Origin of the sequence: Nocardioides hwasunensis, assembly GCF_014779665.1 — a bacterium.
In the GTDB taxonomy this organism is placed as follows: Bacteria; Actinomycetota; Actinomycetes; order Propionibacteriales; family Nocardioidaceae; genus Nocardioides; species Nocardioides hwasunensis.
Genome location: NZ_JACXYY010000001.1, coordinates 647,078 through 662,873 on the forward strand (window position 1 = coordinate 647,078; position 15,796 = coordinate 662,873).

Annotated in this window: 17 protein-coding genes; 7 read left to right on the top strand and 10 right to left on the bottom strand. The window is 71.7% G+C overall.

The features are described from left to right. Window positions 1-9: 9 nt before the first annotated feature. Window positions 10-348 (top strand): VOC family protein, encoded by a 339-nt coding sequence (locus IEZ25_RS03225; protein WP_191197920.1) that lies wholly within the window; start codon window positions 10-12, stop codon window positions 346-348. Here the strand turns inward: IEZ25_RS03225 and IEZ25_RS03230 are convergent, their stop codons facing one another. Further along, the gene (locus tag IEZ25_RS03230; RefSeq protein ID WP_191197921.1) at window positions 349-1,641 is read right to left on the bottom strand and encodes an alpha/beta hydrolase fold domain-containing protein; all 1,293 of its coding nucleotides are present in this window, start codon (window positions 1,639-1,641) and stop codon (window positions 349-351) included. Between the two features lie 37 nt (window positions 1,642-1,678). Here IEZ25_RS03230 and IEZ25_RS03235 point away from each other — a divergent pair, with 37 nt between their 5' ends. Then, a complete protein-coding gene (locus tag IEZ25_RS03235; protein ID WP_191197922.1) occupies window positions 1,679-2,566 on the top strand; it encodes an aminoglycoside phosphotransferase family protein in 888 nt (295 codons plus the stop codon). Window positions 2,567-2,571: 5 nt separating this feature from the next. Here the strand turns inward: IEZ25_RS03235 and IEZ25_RS03240 are convergent, their stop codons facing one another. Together IEZ25_RS03240 and IEZ25_RS03245 are read right to left on the bottom strand one after the other, a co-directional pair. Beyond that, entirely contained in the window at window positions 2,572-3,183 is a 612-nt protein-coding gene (locus tag IEZ25_RS03240; RefSeq protein WP_191197923.1) for a DUF6518 family protein, read from the bottom strand. Between the two features lie 74 nt (window positions 3,184-3,257). After that, window positions 3,258-4,046: a DNA/RNA non-specific endonuclease gene (locus IEZ25_RS03245; RefSeq protein ID WP_191197924.1), complete on the bottom strand. Its 789-nt coding sequence runs from the start codon at window positions 4,044-4,046 to the stop codon at window positions 3,258-3,260. Between the two features lie 81 nt (window positions 4,047-4,127). On the opposite strand from IEZ25_RS03245, the gene IEZ25_RS03250 reads away from it, so the two are divergent. Then, window positions 4,128-4,481: a YciI family protein gene (locus IEZ25_RS03250; RefSeq protein ID WP_191197925.1), complete on the top strand. Its 354-nt coding sequence runs from the start codon at window positions 4,128-4,130 to the stop codon at window positions 4,479-4,481. A 225-nt stretch (window positions 4,482-4,706) separates the two neighbouring features. On the opposite strand, the gene IEZ25_RS03255 is transcribed toward IEZ25_RS03250, so the two are convergent. Further along, a complete protein-coding gene (locus tag IEZ25_RS03255; RefSeq protein ID WP_191197926.1) occupies window positions 4,707-5,450 on the bottom strand; it encodes a dienelactone hydrolase family protein in 744 nt (247 codons plus the stop codon). Between the two features lie 36 nt (window positions 5,451-5,486). Continuing rightward, window positions 5,487-6,128: a sulfotransferase family 2 domain-containing protein gene (locus tag IEZ25_RS03260; protein ID WP_191197927.1), complete on the bottom strand. Its 642-nt coding sequence runs from the start codon at window positions 6,126-6,128 to the stop codon at window positions 5,487-5,489. Between the two features lie 71 nt (window positions 6,129-6,199). Here IEZ25_RS03260 and IEZ25_RS03265 point away from each other — a divergent pair, with 71 nt between their 5' ends. Further along, the gene (locus IEZ25_RS03265) at window positions 6,200-6,856 is read left to right on the top strand and encodes a sulfotransferase family protein (protein ID WP_191197928.1); all 657 of its coding nucleotides are present in this window, start codon (window positions 6,200-6,202) and stop codon (window positions 6,854-6,856) included. Here the strand turns inward: IEZ25_RS03265 and IEZ25_RS03270 are convergent. Continuing rightward, complete coding sequence (locus tag IEZ25_RS03270) at window positions 6,850-7,491, bottom strand: sulfotransferase family 2 domain-containing protein (protein WP_191197929.1); 642 nt, start codon at window positions 7,489-7,491, stop codon at window positions 6,850-6,852. The genes IEZ25_RS03265 and IEZ25_RS03270 overlap by 7 nt on opposite strands. 66 nt (window positions 7,492-7,557) lie before the next feature. On the opposite strand from IEZ25_RS03270, the gene abc-f reads away from it, so the two are divergent. Both abc-f and IEZ25_RS03280 read left to right on the top strand, forming a co-directional pair. Next, window positions 7,558-9,195: a ribosomal protection-like ABC-F family protein gene (gene abc-f / locus IEZ25_RS03275; protein WP_191197930.1), complete on the top strand. Its 1,638-nt coding sequence runs from the start codon at window positions 7,558-7,560 to the stop codon at window positions 9,193-9,195. 3 nt (window positions 9,196-9,198) lie between these two features. Beyond that, on the top strand, window positions 9,199-9,759 hold the full coding sequence (locus IEZ25_RS03280; RefSeq protein WP_191197931.1) for a cytochrome b/b6 domain-containing protein: 561 nt from the start codon (window positions 9,199-9,201) through the stop codon (window positions 9,757-9,759). 10 nt (window positions 9,760-9,769) lie between these two features. Here the strand turns inward: IEZ25_RS03280 and trxA are convergent, their stop codons facing one another. Genes trxA through IEZ25_RS03300 form a run of 4 tightly spaced genes read right to left on the bottom strand, consistent with a single transcriptional unit; the run spans window position 9,770 to window position 12,523 of the window. Continuing rightward, on the bottom strand, window positions 9,770-10,450 hold the full coding sequence (trxA, locus tag IEZ25_RS22090; protein WP_191197932.1) for a thioredoxin: 681 nt from the start codon (window positions 10,448-10,450) through the stop codon (window positions 9,770-9,772). Window positions 10,451-10,453: 3 nt separating this feature from the next. Continuing rightward, a complete protein-coding gene (locus tag IEZ25_RS03290) occupies window positions 10,454-11,071 on the bottom strand; it encodes a hypothetical protein (RefSeq protein WP_191197933.1) in 618 nt (205 codons plus the stop codon). Window positions 11,072-11,120: 49 nt separating this feature from the next. After that, the gene (locus IEZ25_RS03295; RefSeq protein WP_191197934.1) at window positions 11,121-11,828 is read right to left on the bottom strand and encodes an MBL fold metallo-hydrolase; all 708 of its coding nucleotides are present in this window, start codon (window positions 11,826-11,828) and stop codon (window positions 11,121-11,123) included. Next, window positions 11,822-12,523: a maleylpyruvate isomerase family mycothiol-dependent enzyme gene (locus IEZ25_RS03300; protein WP_191197935.1), complete on the bottom strand. Its 702-nt coding sequence runs from the start codon at window positions 12,521-12,523 to the stop codon at window positions 11,822-11,824. Before IEZ25_RS03300 ends, IEZ25_RS03295 begins: the two co-directional genes overlap by 7 nt. 174 nt (window positions 12,524-12,697) lie before the next feature. On the opposite strand from IEZ25_RS03300, the gene uvrA reads away from it, so the two are divergent. After that, window positions 12,698-15,778 (top strand): excinuclease ABC subunit UvrA, encoded by a 3,081-nt coding sequence (uvrA, locus tag IEZ25_RS03305; RefSeq protein ID WP_191197936.1) that lies wholly within the window; start codon window positions 12,698-12,700, stop codon window positions 15,776-15,778. The last annotated feature ends 18 nt before the right edge of the window (window positions 15,779-15,796 follow it).

Sequence of the window (15,796 nt, forward strand, 5' to 3'; positions counted from 1 at the left end):
GGAGCAGACATGAGCAACCACACCATCGCCATCCCCGTCGAGGACCTCGACGCCGCCACGGCGTTCTACACGACCGCGTGGGGCGTGGAGCCGCACACGGTGACGCCGTACTACGTCGGCTTCAACGTGGACGGTCAGGAGATCGGGCTCAACCCGAACGGAGCGGCGCAGGGCATGACCGGCACGGCCGTCTACTGGATGACCGACGACCTCGGCGGCAAGGTCGCCGAGACCGAGGCGGCCGGCGGGACCGTCGTGTTCCCGATCACCGAGGTCGGCGGCGGCACGTCACTGGCACTGCTGACCGACCCGGCCGGCAACCAGGTCGGCTTCATCACCCAGGGCTGATCACGAGGCCGGACGGTCGCCCTGCATGTCCCGGGGGTCCGCGCCGCTGTCGGCCTCGAGGCCGTGGCGCCAGGTGTTCCAGTGCCAGGTGAGGTAGCGGTCCACCGCCTGCACCGCGAAGGCGCTGCGGATCGAGTGGAAGACGTCGAAGGCGTGCTGGGCCCCCGGCAGCTCGGCGTAGACCACGGACTTCTCCGACGTGCGCCGCAGCTCGGAGGTGAACAGGCGCGCCTGGTCGACCGCGACCAGGCTGTCGAGGTCGCCGTGGATGACGAAGAAGTCGGGTGCGTCCGGAGTGACGCGCAGGATCGGCGAGGCCGCCTCGAAGAGGTCGGGCGCGTCCTTCCACGTCGTCTGCATCACCTTGGGACTCAGGAAGGCGTCGCGCATGCCGATCGCGTTGGACAGGCCCGTGGACCCGGCGAAGTCGTAGACGCCGTAGAACGGGACGGCTGCCCGGACGCTCGTGTCGGCGTCCTCGAAGCCCGGCTGGAAGGCGGGGTCGCCCGGGGTGAGCGCGGCCAGCGCCGCGAGGTGCCCGCCGGCGGAGCCGCCGGTGATGGCGAGGTAGTCGGGGTCGCCGCCGTAGTCGGCGATGTTGTCCCTGACCCAGGCGATCGCGCGCTTGACGTCGACGATGTGGGCGGGCCACGGGTCGCGCGGCGCGAGGCGGTAGTTGATCGCGACGCAGACCCAGCCCTGGGCCGCCATCTGGTTCATCAGCGGGCGGGCCTGGTGCTCCTTGGCGCCCAGCGTCCAGGCGCCGCCGTGGACCTGCAGGAGGACGGGGGCGTCCTGGATCGCGTCACGGCCGGCGGGGAGGTAGATGTCGAGGTGGCCGCGGCGACCGGCCTCGGTGTAGGCCAGGTTGCGGATGACCTTCACGTCCCGGTCCGCGAAGTGGAAGGGACGGGCCAGGCGGCGCCACGGGGTCGCGAGGTCGGCCGGGTCGGGCACCTGGTCCAGCTGCTCGACGTAGTCCACGCCCAGCCCCTCGACCAGCGCCTCCTCGAAGACCCCCTTGGCCCGACGACTCTGCCTGACCATGTGGGCCAGCCCGAGCGCACTGGCGCCCGCGAGTGCGAGCCCGGCCTTCGCCGCGACCCCCGACCGGCGGCCCCTCGTGAGGTGGGTGGCCGCGTCGAGGGTGGTCAGTGCGAGCATCTGTGGTGCCGTCTCGCCGAAGAGCCAACCGGCGGCGAAGGACCACACCCCGGCGCGTTGGTTGCGGGGTGGTCGCAGCGCATTCGCGGTGAGGGCGGCGACGAGTGCTTGGCGGCGCAGGAAACTCACGTGCCCAACCTACTTGCCGGTACTAAGGTGCCGGGCGATGACCGGGATGCACGCTGACGAGATCGCGATCGACGACGAGACCGTACGACGGCTGCTCGCCGCCCAGCTCCCCGCGTGGGCGGACCTCCCGCTGCGGCGGCTGCCACCGGTCGGGACCGACAACCAGCTGTTCCGGCTCGGCGACGACCTGCTCGTCCGGATGCCGCGCATCCACTGGGCGGCGGACGCGGCCGTGAGCGAGCACGCGTGGCTGCCGAGGATCGCGCCCCACCTGAGTCTCGTCATCCCCGCGCCCGTGGCGCTGGGGGAGCCGGGCGAGGGCTATCCGTGGCACTGGAGCGTCGTGCCGTGGATCGAGGGGGAGACCCCCACCGAGGCCACCTTCGACCCGGAGTCGTGGGCGGTGCAGCTGGCTGCCTTCGTGCGGGAGTGCCGGGAGGTGCCGGGGATGGATGCGCCGCCTCGCACGGAGGGACGCGGCGGTCTGCTCGCCTCCCTGGACGACTGGGTCCGCGAGTGGACGGCCCGGGCCGATCCCGCCGAGGTCTCCCGCGACGCCGTGCTCGAGGTGTGGGCCGACGCGCTCGCCGCACCGGCGTACGACGGGGAGCCGTGCTGGTTCCACGGCGACCTGCACGAGGGCAACCTGCTGGTCCGCGACGGCCGGCTGGCCGCAGTGATCGACTGGAGGACGGCGGGCCGGGGCGACCCCGCCATCGAGCTCAACGCGATGTGGGGCTACCTCCCGGCCTCGGTCGCCCGGCTCTACCGCGACGAGGTCGGCCTCGACGAGGCGGCGTACCGCCGGGCGCGCGGCTTCGCGCTCGCTCCCGCCATCAGCGGCTGGACCTACTACCGCGAGACGGCACCGGCGATCTCCCAGGGTGCGCTCGCGACCGTGCGGCGGCTCATCGCCTCGCTCTGACGCGCTCAGGAGACGTCGACGGTGTAGAGGCCGTTCAGCACCTGGTAGCCGACGCTCACCACCCCGGTCGCCACCACGGTCGTGACGAGGACGACGAGCACCGCGCGGTGCTGGGCCCGGAGCCGGGCCGCCATCACGCTCACGAGGACCGCGCCGAGCACCAGGCAGAGCGTCCAGTAGACCGGGCTCGTCGTCGCTGCGACCTCCGTCAGCCCGTAGATCCCGTCGGCGACCAGCGCGCCCGCCAGCGCACCGGCGCCGAGGCCCGCCAGCACACCGTCCGGGCCGCGGACCGCGGCGGCTGCGGCGCCGACGAAGGGGCCGGCGATCACCCCCACGACGCTCCAGAACAGCGGGTCGTAGGCGAGGCCACGCAGCTCGGAGGCGATCGTGTAGCCCATCACCAGGCTCACGAAGGACACCAGGCCGAGCAGCGCACCGACGGGTGGCGAAGGCCGTACCGCGGCCACCAGCAGCGCCGTCAGCATCGTCCAACCCGAGGGGGAGTTGGCGAAGGAGGTCAACGCGTCGGGCAGGAATCCCTGGGCGTACGAGGTCGCGCCACCCAGCAGCAGGCTGGCGACGACGACGGTGAGGGCACGGAGGAGGTGGCTCATGGCTCCATCCTCACGGCCCGGGCACCCGGGCACGGAGTCGGTCGTACCTGGTGCCGGTGGCCGGTACTGGGGGACTACCAGTCCACGATCTCGGGATTGGTGACCAGGACCGGGCCCTCCACGCGCAGCTCCGCCGGGGCGGCGTCTCGCAGGCTCGGGAAGGTGAGGCCCGTGCGCTCCTCGAGCAGGGCGAGCGGCACCAGCCACGTGTCGAACTCGTCGAGGAAGTCGACGCTGGCGACCCCGTCGAGGTCCTGCGAGAGCACGAAGCACTTGAAACGCAGCTCGTCGTCGATGCGGTAGACCACGACCTTCCAGTGCTCGCGCGGGAGCTGGACGATGTCGCGGTAGAGCGGGTCGTCCTCGGCCAGCACCGGGCCGGCGAAGAGGGTCAGCCGGCGGTCGACGAGGCCCTCCTGCGCCAGCACCGCGTTCTCGAGCAGCCCCCACGTGCCCCCGCGTCCGGACTGGTTGAAGTCCTGGTGCTGCGGGGTGATGTTGGTGAAGAAGAACGAGTCGGAGTTGGCCGCCCGGGCCTCCTCGAGGGTGCCCCACAGCAGGTCGGAGCGCCGGGCGATGTGGCCGCGGTCGAGGTCGTTGTCGGCGTACGCCGCCTCCAGGGTCTGGGCGTCCTCCGGGATGCGGGGGTCGGCCCGGAAGCGCTCGCCGGACCGGCTGATGCTGTCGCCGGGGAAGAGGCGGAGGCCGTCGATGTTCCAGGCCACCCACGCTGCCAGCCTCCGTTCCGGATGCATCTGGAGGCTGAAGTGCACGTAGTCGAGCAGCGCGCCGTCGCCGGGTGCAGTGGGAGGCGCCAGCGTGGCGCCGAGGAACTCGTCGTCGTAACCGGGGGTGGTGGCCATGCCTCGAGTGTGGTGCCTGATGTCGATCCTGCGCCTCCTCGACCGTCACGATGATGATGGACCACCACGAGAGGAAGCCCCATGACCGAGTACATCCTCCTGTTCCCTGCCGACGACGAGACGGTCTGGCGGGCGGCGACTGCCGCCGAACGCCAGGTCACCTTCGACACCGACGCTGAGTTCGTCCGTCTGCTCGCAGCGCGCGGCGGAGCGGTGGTCGGCGGCGCAGCGCTCGAGGACAGCACGCATACCCGGACCCTCAGGCGAGGAGGGTCCGACGTGGTGATCACCGACGGGCCGTATGCCGAGACGGTGGAGCAGATGTCCGGCTTCTACGTGGTCACGTGCGATGACTACGACGACCTTGTGGACGCGGCGCGGGTGCTGACCCGAGTCCACCCGGTGGTGGAGATCAGGCCTGTCGACAACTCGTGAGCCAGTCAGTCGGGTGGTTCGTCGATGCGCGTGGTGCCGGTGTGGTCGCGTCGGTAGTGGTGGCGCTGGGGGCTGGTCCAGTCGTAGGTGCCGGGGTCGAGCATTGCGGTAGTGCCCGGTGGTGTGGGTCTCGAGGGTCCCGTCGGTCGAGCGGCGAGGCACGAGCGTGTCGAGACCACGGGTCCTGTCGGCCTTGGTCTCGACACGGGCGCCGGGGCGCCCTGCTCAACCAGCGGCGGGTGCGCGGAGGTGCTCGGCGAAGAAGGCCAGCACCGCCTCGACGGCGACCTGGGAGCGGTGGGCGGTGACGGTGGAGTGGCCCCTGCCGTCGAGCTCGACCCGGATGAAGGCGTCGCCGAGCTCGGTGGTGAGGGTGTCGAACCGCTTGCCGACCGCGGGATCGGACCGGTAGCGGATGCCGAGGACCTGCTGACCGGCGGCACAGCGGCCCTTGACGATGTCGAGGTCACCCGGGGAGAGGTTGACGTCGCGGGACCGGGAGGGGGAGACCGCGAAGGGAGCGCTGGGCTGGCACAGGACCGGTGCGGTGACCGAGTCGTCGACCATCATCGCCAGGGCGAAGCCGCCGGTGAAGCACATGCCGAGGGCGCCCACCCCGGGACCGCCGAGCTCTGCGTGGAGCTCGCGGGCCAGCGATCGCAGCCAGCCAGCGACCGGCGTGGTCTCCCCGGTGCGGAGCTTCGTGAGCTCCCGGCTGACGCACACCTGACGCAGCGCGCGCACCGTCGAGCCGGCCGACATGGGCGCGCCGTCCGTGCCGAAGAGGCTCGGCATCACGACGGTGTGGCCGGCGTCGACGACCTCCTGGGCGAACGTCGCGACCTCGGGCGTGATGCCGGGGATCTCGTGGATGACGATGACGCCGGGACCCTCACCTCGGCGGTACGTCGGGTGGGTGACGCCGTCGTGCGTGTGCTCGCCCTGCGACCAGCCGTCCGGAAAGCTCATGCCGCATTGTGCACCCCGCGCACGGGGCGGCGGGCCTCAGAAGGTGTAGCCGAAGGCCTCGAGGTCGGCGGCGTACACCTCGGCGACCTTGTCGCGCGTGGCATCGGAGTAGTAGTCGCGATAGCTGCCGTGCGGCGACTTGTTGCGGTGCGGGACGCGGGCCGGGTCGCCCCCGAGGCGACGCTCGACCTCGGCCAGGTCGGCCGCGAAGGTCTCGGTCCGCCCGACGAAGTCCACCTCGCGCTCCGGGGCATGGAGGTAGTCGACCTGCGGGCGACCCACCCGGGGCAGCTCGTCGGTGCCGCGGAGCACGAACTCGTCGAACCCGGAGTAGTCGGCCGCGGCGCGCCACATGTCGTTGCCGCGCATCCTCGTCGCGCCCTCCTGCGGCTTGCCGCTCGCGGGGCCGTGGGAGTGGTTCCAGTCATGGATCATCGACCACCACGAGACCATCCGCGCCCACGGGTTGCGGACGAACGCGAACGACCAGTAGTCGGCGACGCCCGGCTCCGCACGCAGGATGCGGCCGTACGGCGCGTGCCGGCCCAGCGGCGGCTTCACGCCGGGTGTCTTGCTCCGGGCGTCGGGGCAGCAGCGCTCGAAGGCGACCCCTGCCGAGACTCCCCCCGTCTTGGGCACGTGCACGAACAGCGCGCGCTTGGCGTCGGAGATGAGCACGGGTGGGAGGCTAGCCCACCTACCCGTGACAGGTGCGACCGAGCGAGACCTGATGGGGGATGATCGACCCCGTGATCACGTTCCTCGGACTCGGGCCCGGCCGGGACTTCGTGCTGCTCGCCCTGCCGAAGACCGCGAGCACCAGTCTCGAGCGCACGCTGGCGCCGTACGCCACCGAGGTGGTGGGCTCGCCGCCGGGCCAGAAGCACCTGCCGGCCCGAGGTTTCGTCCACACCCGGGCCCGCACGCTCGCCGAGCAGGGGCATCCGCGCGAGTCCTACGAGCTCGTCACGATGTTCCGCGAGCCGGTCGCCTGGCTCGAGTCGTGGTGGCGCTACCGCTCGCGCGACGACAGCCGGCAGTCGACCGCGGACATGACGTTCGAGCAGTTCGCCCTGCACTACCTCGCCGGTGACGACGACGCGCCGACGCCGAAGGGCCGGCCGGCGAGGTTCATCCGTGCCGAGGGCGGGGTCGCTGTGGACCGGATCTTCAGCGTCGACCGCCCCGACGTGTGGGAGCCGTGGTTCGCCGAGCGGGTCGGAGCGCCGCTGGAGTTCGGGCGCCGCAACGCCTCGGGTGCCGAGCGGGGCGCGCTGTCGTTCGCGACGCGGGAGGCGCTGGCCGCCCACTTCGCCCCGGAGTACGAGGTGTGGCATCGGCTTGCCGCGACAGGGGAGTGGGCAGGCGCCCGAGGCACACCGCTGCTCGAGGCCCGGTCTCAGTAGGTGTAGCCGAAGAGGTCGATGTCCTCGGCGTAGACCTCGGCGATCTTCTTGCGGGTCTCGTCGGTGAAGTAGTCGTGGTAGGTGCCGTGCCTCGACTTGTTCTTGTGGACGGGCACCGACGGCTCGAGGCCGAGCTGGACCTGCACCTTCTGGAGGTCTGCGACGAAGTTCTCCGTGCGTCCGATGAAGTCGACCTCGCGACCGAACTTCGGAGCCCGCAGGTACCTGATCTGCGGAGTCCCGACCCGCGGCAGCTCCTCGGTGCCGCGCATCACGAACTCGTCGAACCCGGAGTACGCCGCCGCGGCTCGCCACATGTCGTTGCCGTCGCGCATCGAGCCGTGGAAGACGTCCTGCGGCTTGCCGCTGGACGGGCCGTGGCGGCGGTCCCACTGCGAGATCATCGAGTACCACGACACCATCCGCGCCCAGGGGTTCCGGACGAAGCCGAAGGTCCAGTGGCCCACGGCCTGCGGCTCGTGCTTGAGGATCCTGCCCAGCGTCGCGTGTCGGCCCAGAGGGGCCTCGCCCTTGCGGGCGTCGGGACACGCCGCCTCGACCGTCTGCTCGATCGACACGCCACCGGTCTTCGGGACGTGGACGAAGAGCACCTGCCGGGTGTCGCTGATGAGCACGCGCCGAGGCTATCCCACGCTCACCCACCCATGCCGTCCCGTCGGCGCGCCGTCTAGCCTGTGGCCGTGACCGGCACCCTCGTCGCGAAGGACCTGGCCGGCGGCCACGGGCAGCGCACCCTCTTCGAGTCCCTCGACCTCACCGTCGCGCCGGGGGACGTGGTCGGGGTCGTCGGTGCCAACGGCGCCGGCAAGTCGACGCTGCTGCGGCTGCTCGCCGGCGTGGACGCGCCGATGGCGGGGCGGGTGTCGACCGCGCCGGCGGACGCGTTCGTCGGGTGGCTGCCGCAGGAGCACGAGCGCGTGCCCGGCGAGACGATCGCCGGCTACCTCGGGCGCCGCACCGGCGCCACCCCGGCGACGGAGGCGATGGAGTCCGCCGCCGCGTCGCTCGAGTCCGACGATCCCGCCGCCGGGGACGCGTACGCCGCTGCGCTGGACCACTGGCTCGCCACCGGGGCGCCGGACCTCGAGGACCGGGCGCCCGCGATCCTCGCCGAGCTCGGCCTCGACCTCGGGATCGACACCCTCATGACCTCGCTCTCCGGCGGACAGGCGGCCCGGGTCGCGCTCGCCGCGCTGCTGCTGAGCCGCTTCGACGTGGTGCTCCTCGACGAGCCCACCAACGACCTCGACCTCGCCGGCCTCGAGCGGCTCGAGTCGTTCGTCCGCGGCCTGCGGGCGGGCGTCGTGCTGGTGTCGCACGACCGTGAGTTCCTGGCGCGCTGCGTCACCCGCATCGTCGAGCTCGACCTCGCCCAGGGGCAGGTCGCGGTCTACGACGGCGGCTACGACGCCTTCCTCGAGGAGCGCGCGGTCGCCCGGCGGCACGCGCGAGAGGCGTACGACGAGTTCGCCGGCAAGAAGGCCGACCTGGTCGCTCGCGCCCGCACGCAGCGGGAGTGGAGCTCGCAGGGCGTGCGCAACGCCATGAAGAAGTCGCCCGACAACGACAAGATCCGCCGCCGCGCGCAGAGCGAGTCGTCGGAGAAGCAGGCCCAGAAGGTGCGGCAGATGGAGTCGCGCATCGCCCGCCTCGAGGAGGTCGAGGAGCCCCGCAAGGAGTGGGTGCTCCAGTTCGCGATCGCCGCCGCACCGCGCTCCTCGAGCGTCGTCGCGGTCCTCGACGCCGCGACCGTGCAGCTCGGCGACTTCCGGCTCGGCCCGGTCTCGCTCCAGGTCTCGGCCGGAGACCGCGTCGCGATCACCGGCCCGAACGGAGCCGGCAAGACCACCCTGCTGCGGCTGCTGCTCGGCCACCTCGCCCCCGACGAGGGGCGGGCCTCCCTCGGTGCCACCGTGGCGATCGGCGAGATCGACCAGGCGCGCACGTCGCTCGACGAGGCGCTGTCGCTCGGCGACGCCTTCGAGGCCGCCGTGCCCGCGATGACGCCCGCCGAGGTGCGCACCCTGCTGGCCAAGTTCGGCCTCAAGGCCGACCAGGTCGCCAGCCTCGTCGAGCGGCTCTCACCGGGCGAGCGCACCCGTGCGGCGATGGCACTCCTGCAGGCCCGCGGGGTCAACCTGCTCGTCCTCGACGAGCCGACCAACCACCTCGACCTGCCGGCCATCGAGCAGCTCGAGCAGGCACTCGACTCCTACGACGGCACGCTGCTGCTCGTGTCCCACGACCGCCGGCTGCTGGCCCACGTCTCCCTCGACCAGCGCTGGCAGGTCGAGGCCGGCCGCGTGATCGTCGGCTGAGCCGTGACGACCCTCGGCCCGCCGCGGGGCTACCGCCCCTCCCAGAAGGTCCTGCACTGGCTGACCGTCGGAGCGCTCGGGGCCCAGCTCGCCGTCGGCTACAACCTCGACCTCGACGACTGCGACCCGCCGGGGGAGGACCTCAGCGGCGGTGACACGAGCGACGCCTTCGAGGACCGGATGGACCGCCTCGAGGACGCGTGCGAGGCCCGGGCCGACGACTACGACCTGATCGGCGGTGGCGTCGACCTCGCAGAGGTGCACCTCTTCCTCGGCCTGCTCGTCCTCGCGCTCGGCGTCGTCCGTCCACTGTGGCGCAGGCACGTCGGTCTGCCGCCGTGGTCCGAGCACCTCTCGATCGCCGACAAACGGCTCGTGCACTGGACCGAGCGGGCCCTGCTGGCCCTGCTCGTCGTCGTGCCGGTCAGCGGCCTGCTCCTGGTCGGCACGGGCGACGACGACTGGCTGCCCCTTCACATCGGCGCACACATCGCGTTCTTCGCGGCGCTGGCGGCACACCTGTTCACCAACGCGCGCCCGAAGATCCTGCGCCGGATGCTCTGAGCCGGCGCGATCAGCTCTCGAGCGGCCAGCCGCGCTGCGCCCAGCCGCCGGTGCCGCCGGCGACGTTGAAGGCCGGCACGCCCTGGGCGCGCAGGTGGTCGACCACCTGGCGGCTACGACCCCCGGACTGGCAGATCACGAAGACCGGCTGGTCCTTCGGGAGCTCCGCGACCCGCGCGGGCACCTCGTTCATCGGGATGTGGATGGCGCCGGGCACGCGCCCTCCGGCCACCTCGTCGGCCTCGCGGACGTCGACGACGTACGCCCCCTGGCTGTGCACCGCGACGAAGTCGTCGAGCCCGACCTCGTCCTTCGGTGCGTCGGCGGCGGCCTCCTGGGCGGCAGCGGCCTCCTGGCGCACGGCATCCATGTCGAGCTCGCGCGCCTGCTGGATCACGCCGCTCAGGGCCTGGGGCGGCAGGGCGCCGGCCTGGTTGAAGAGCAGCACCCCGTCGCGGAAGAGCATCAGGGTCGGGATCGAGGTGATCGCCGCCATCTGGGCGAGCTGCTGCTCGGACTCGGTGTCCACCTTGCCGAAGACGATGTCGGGGTTGTCCTCCGACGCCTTCTCGAAGACCGGGGCGAACTGGCGGCACGGACCGCACCACGACGCCCAGAAGTCGACCAGGACGATGCCCTCACCGCTCACCGTCTGCTCGAAGTCGGCCAGGGTCAGCTCACGCGTGCTCATGGCTCAAGACTGCCACGCGCCGGGTCGCGCGGGCCGGGTGGTCGCCACGTCGACCCACCAGCAGCACAGGCCGCCGAGGATCATCGCGAGCGTGCCGAGGGTCCAGCTGCCGACCTCCGCGACCCACCCGGCCGCGCCGGTGCCGAGCGCCGTGACGAGGTGCGTCGACGCCACGACCAGCCCGTACGCCGGGATCAGGCCGATCCACCACCAGTGACCGTGGCGGCGGGCCAGCCCCCAGACCACCAGCACGAGCAGGGGAGCCGCCTGGCCGGAGATGTCGAACAACACCCCGTATGTCCTCCAGAGGTCGTCGCTAGGAAGCAGGAGGAGCGCGGGGACGAGCATCGTGGCCAGGAGGACTGTGAGGGCGATCCCGGCCCAGGTCCTCCTACGCGCGTCGCGGGCGCGGAGCAGGACGGTCGGAGCGAGGGTCGCGGCGAAGCGCAGCGGGACGAGCCAGAGCGACGTCTCGAAGCTCACGCGACCCGCCTGAAGCCATGCGAGCAGGCCGTAGGTGAGCAGCCAGGCTCCGAGCGTGGCGGCCGTGAGAGCGATCTCGCCAGCCGGATCCGCTGGCCGACGCGTCAGCGCGGCCTCGACTGCCTCCGTTCGGCTCATGCGCGGGAGTCTGTCGTGCCCAGCAGGGGATGTCAGGCGAACGGCGCGGCTACCAGCCGCGCTCGCGCCACTCCGCCAGGTGTGGCCGCTCGTCGCCGAGCCGCCCGTCGTTGCCGTGGCCGGGGTAGAACCAGGTGTCGTCGGGCAGGCGGCCGAAGAGCTTGGTCTCGACGTCGCCGATGAGCTGGGCGAAAGCATCGGCGTCGCCGAAGGTCCCGCCGACGCCGCCAGGGAAGAGGCAGTCGCCGGTGAAGAGGTGGGGGCTGGGGGAGACCTCGTCGTCACGGAGCAGCAGGCAGATCGAGCCCGGCGTGTGACCGGCCACGGGGACGACCTGGAGCTCGCACGTGCCGACCGCGATCGTGTCGTTCTCGCGCACCCGCCGGTCGACGGTGACGCCGGTCTGCTCCTCGATCGCGTCCGCATCGGGCTCGCCCGCGATCACCACGGCGGCGGGGTGGGCGGCCTTCACCGCGGCGAGCGCGCGGTGGTGGTCCCAGTGCTGATGGGTGGTGACGATGGCCGCGAGCGGCCGGTCACCGACCAGCTCGAGGAGTCGCGACGGCTCGGCGGCCGCGTCGACGAGGACCTGCGCGCCGGTGTCGGCACACCGCAGCAGGTAGCAGTTGTTGGACATCTTCGGGTCGACCGCGACCTTCGTCAGGGTCAGGCACCCCAGGGTGCGGACGTCGGCGTCGCCGCCGGGCGACACCTCGCCGGTGTAGGACTCGCCGGGTTCGTGCTGGGTGGTCACCATGCCTCCATCTCGGGGAGCTCGTTCGTGTCGGACGTCAGGTCGTCGCCGGTGCCCCGGCCGGTGAGCCACCATCCCAGCGCACCCGCCGTACCGCTCACGACGGGGCCGCCCTCGCCCTCGCCGAAGTGCCAGGAGCGGTCGAGGTCGATCGCCCGGATGCCGAACGGCGTCGACGTGCGGAACCTCGTCATCGCGTCCAGCAGGACGGTGGCGAACTCGTCGCTCCAGTCGGCGGGGGTGTAGCCGGCCGACAGGTCGGCGTGGTGGATCTCGAGCTCGCGCAGGCGCATCAGCGGGATGTCGGCGTGCTGGAAGGTCGGCCCGTCCGGCACGCGGTCGAAGCGGCCCGCCCAGTCGTCCTCACCCATCGCCCCCAGGGCCTCGCCGAAGAGCGTCGTCGAGGCCAGGAACCGCTCGCGCAGGGCCGACGGCGAGGCGTCCGCGAGCCCGGCGATGTCGGCGTCGCGTCCCTCGACCGAGGCATACATCGGCTGCGGCTCCCCGACGTGCGCGCCGTGCAGCACCCCGGCCAGCGCCTCGGCGTTGAGCGTGAGGTGGGCGACCACGTGCGCACGGGTCCAGCCCGGCAGCAGGGAGGGCTCGGCGTACGCCGCACCCGCCAGCGCGTCGACCGTGCGCACCAGCTCGGCGTCGGCACGGTCGATCAGGCCGGTCAGGACGGTGAGGTCGGTCACGACGGCCATCGTGCCACCTCGTGCCACCCACCCTCGCGGGTGACGGATGGGCCCGTTGTCGGTGCGGGGTCATAGTGTGGAGCGGTGCGTCGTCTTGACCGCGGCGCGCCATTGGGACGAACATCGAGGCGAACACGTGTTCGACTCCGACCAGCCGCCAGACAGAGGACCACTGTGGCCGACCAGCTCATCATCCGGGGCGCCCGCGAGCACAATCTCAAGGACGTGTCGATCGACCTTCCGCGCGACTCGCTCATCGTCTTCACGGGCCTGTCCGGGTCGGGCAAGTCGAGCCTCGCGTTCGACACGATCTTCGCCGAGGGCCAGCGCCGCTACGTCGAGTCGCTGTCGGCCTACGCCCGGCAGTTCCTCGGCCAGATGGACAAGCCCGACGTCGACTTCATCGAGGGCCTGAGCCCCGCGGTCAGCATCGACCAGAAGTCCACCTCGAAGAACCCGCGGTCGACCGTCGGCACGATCACCGAGGTCTACGACTACCTCCGTCTCCTCTACGCGCGTGCCGGACGGGCCCACTGCCCGACGTGCGGCGCGCCGATCGAGCGGCAGACGCCCCAGCAGATCGTCGACCGCATCCTCGCCCTCGAGGAGGGTCGGCGCTTCCAGGTCCTCGCGCCGGTCATCCGGGGTCGCAAGGGCGAATACGTCGAGCTCTTCCGCCAGCTCCAGCAGCAGGGCTTCAGCCGGGCGCGCGTGGACGGGCAGACCCACTCCCTCGACGAGCCGCCCACGCTCGACAAGAAGCTCAAGCACACCATCGAGGTCGTCGTCGACCGGCTCGCGGTGAAGGGGTCGTCCAAGCGTCGCCTCACCGACTCGGTCGAGACCGCCCTCGGCCTCGCCGGCGGTCTCGTGGTCTTCGACTTCGTCGACCTCGACGCCAAGGACCCGGGCCGCGAGATGCGCTTCTCGGAGAAGATGGCGTGCCCCAACGACCACACCATCGACACCGACGACCTCGAGCCCCGCTCGTTCTCCTTCAACTCGCCCTTCGGCGCCTGCACGGTCTGCTCCGGCCTCGGCACCAAGATGGAGGTCGACCCGGAGCTGGTCGTGCCCGACCAGGGCGCGACCCTGGGGGAGGGGGCCATCGCTCCGTGGAGCGGCGCCCACGTGGCCGACTACTTCCTCCGCCTGGTCAACGCGCTGGGCGAGGAGCTCGGCTTCGACCTCAACACCCCGTGGGACCAGCTCACCCCCCACGCGCGCACCTCGCTGCTCGACGGCCACAAGACCAAGGTCCACGTGGTCACGAAGAACCGCTACGGCCGCCAGCGCGCCTACTACGCCGCCTTCGAGGGCGTGCGTCCCTACGTCGAGCGCCGTCACCGCGAGGCCGAGTCCGACACCAGTCGCGAGCGCTTCGAGGGCTTCATGCGCGAGGTGCCGTGCCCCGCCTGCAAGGGCACCCGCCTCAAGCCGGTCTCGGTCTCGGTGACGCTCGGCGCCAAGGACCAGGGCGGCAAGAACATCGCCGAGGTCTGCGCGCTGTCGATCGACGAGACGGCCGAATACCTGCGCACCGTCGAGCTCTCCGCCCGTGAGCGCCAGATCGGCGAGCGGGTCCTCAAGGAGATCCAGGAGCGCCTGCGGTTCCTGCTCGACGTCGGTCTCGACTACCTCTCCCTCGACCGCCCCAGCGGGTCGCTGTCGGGCGGCGAGGCCCAGCGGATCCGGCTCGCCACCCAGATCGGCGCCGGCCTCGTCGGCGTCCTCTACGTCCTCGACGAGCCGTCGATCGGCCTGCACCAGCGCGACAACCACCGCCTCATCGAGACGCTGCTGCGCCTCAAGGACCTCGGCAACACCCTGATCGTCGTCGAGCACGACGAGGACACCGTCCGCGTGGCCGACTGGGTGGTCGACATCGGGCCCGGTGCCGGCGAGCACGGTGGCCAGGTCGTCCACTCGGGCTCGGTCGAGGACCTGCTGGCCCATCCCGACTCGATGACCGGTCAGTACCTCTCCGGTCGTCGCGAGATCCCCCTGCCCGCCGTGCGCCGCCCGCGCACGGTCGGTCGCGAGCTGACCGTCCACGGCGCCCGCGAGCACAACCTGCAGAACGTCGACGTCAGCTTCCCGCTCGGTGTCTTCACCGCGGTCACCGGTGTGTCCGGGTCCGGCAAGTCCACGCTGGTCAACGACATCCTCTACACGTCCCTGGCCAAGCAGATCTACAACGCCCGCACGGTCCCGGGGCGCCACACCAAGATCACCGGCCTCGAGCACGTCGACAAGGTCATCCACGTCGACCAGTCGCCGATCGGGCGCACACCACGCTCCAACCCGGCGACCTACACCGGCGTCTTCGACCACGTCCGCCGGCTCTTCGCCTCCACCCCGGAGGCCAAGATGCGGGGCTACCTCCAGGGCCGCTTCTCGTTCAACGTCAAGGGCGGGCGCTGCGAGGCGTGCTCCGGCGACGGCACCATCAAGATCGAGATGAACTTCCTCCCGGACGTCTACGTCCCGTGCGAGGTGTGCCACGGCGCCCGCTACAACCGCGAGACGCTCGAGGTCCACTACAAGGGCAAGACCATCGCCGAGGTCCTCGACATGCCGATCGAGGAGGCTGCCGACTTCTTCGCCGCGGTCCCGCCGATCGCCCGCCACATGAAGACGTTGGGCGAGGTGGGCCTCGGCTACGTCCGCCTCGGCCAGCCGGCGACGACACTGTCCGGGGGCGAGGCCCAGCGCGTCAAGCTCGCCAGCGAGCTGCAGAAGCGGTCCACGGGCCGCACCGTCTACGTGCTCGACGAGCCCACCACCGGTCTCCACTTCGAGGACATCCGCAAGCTCCTGCACGTCCTGTCCGGCCTCGTCGACAAGGGCAACACGGTGCTGGTCATCGAGCACAACCTCGACGTCATCAAGACCGCCGACTGGCTCATCGACATGGGCCCGGAGGGCGGGTCGCGCGGCGGCATGGTCGTCGCCGAGGGCACACCCGAGCACGTCGCGATGGTCGAGGCCAGCCACACCGGCACCTTCCTGCGACCGATCCTCGAGGGCCGGGGGGCGAAGCAGCCCACGGGCAAGGTCAAGCCGGTGGAGGTCGGCCGGCCGGTCACCAAGGCCGCCGCCAAGAAGGTGGCTGCGGCCGAGCGTGCGGCCAAGAAGGCGGCTGCCGCCAGCGCGCCCGCCAAGAAGGCTCCGGCGAAGAAGGCCGCCGCGAAGAAGACGGCTGCGAAGAAGGCTCCGGCGAAGAAGGCCGCCGCGAGGAAGCGCACGTCGTAGGAGGCCCCGCCGGTCGGC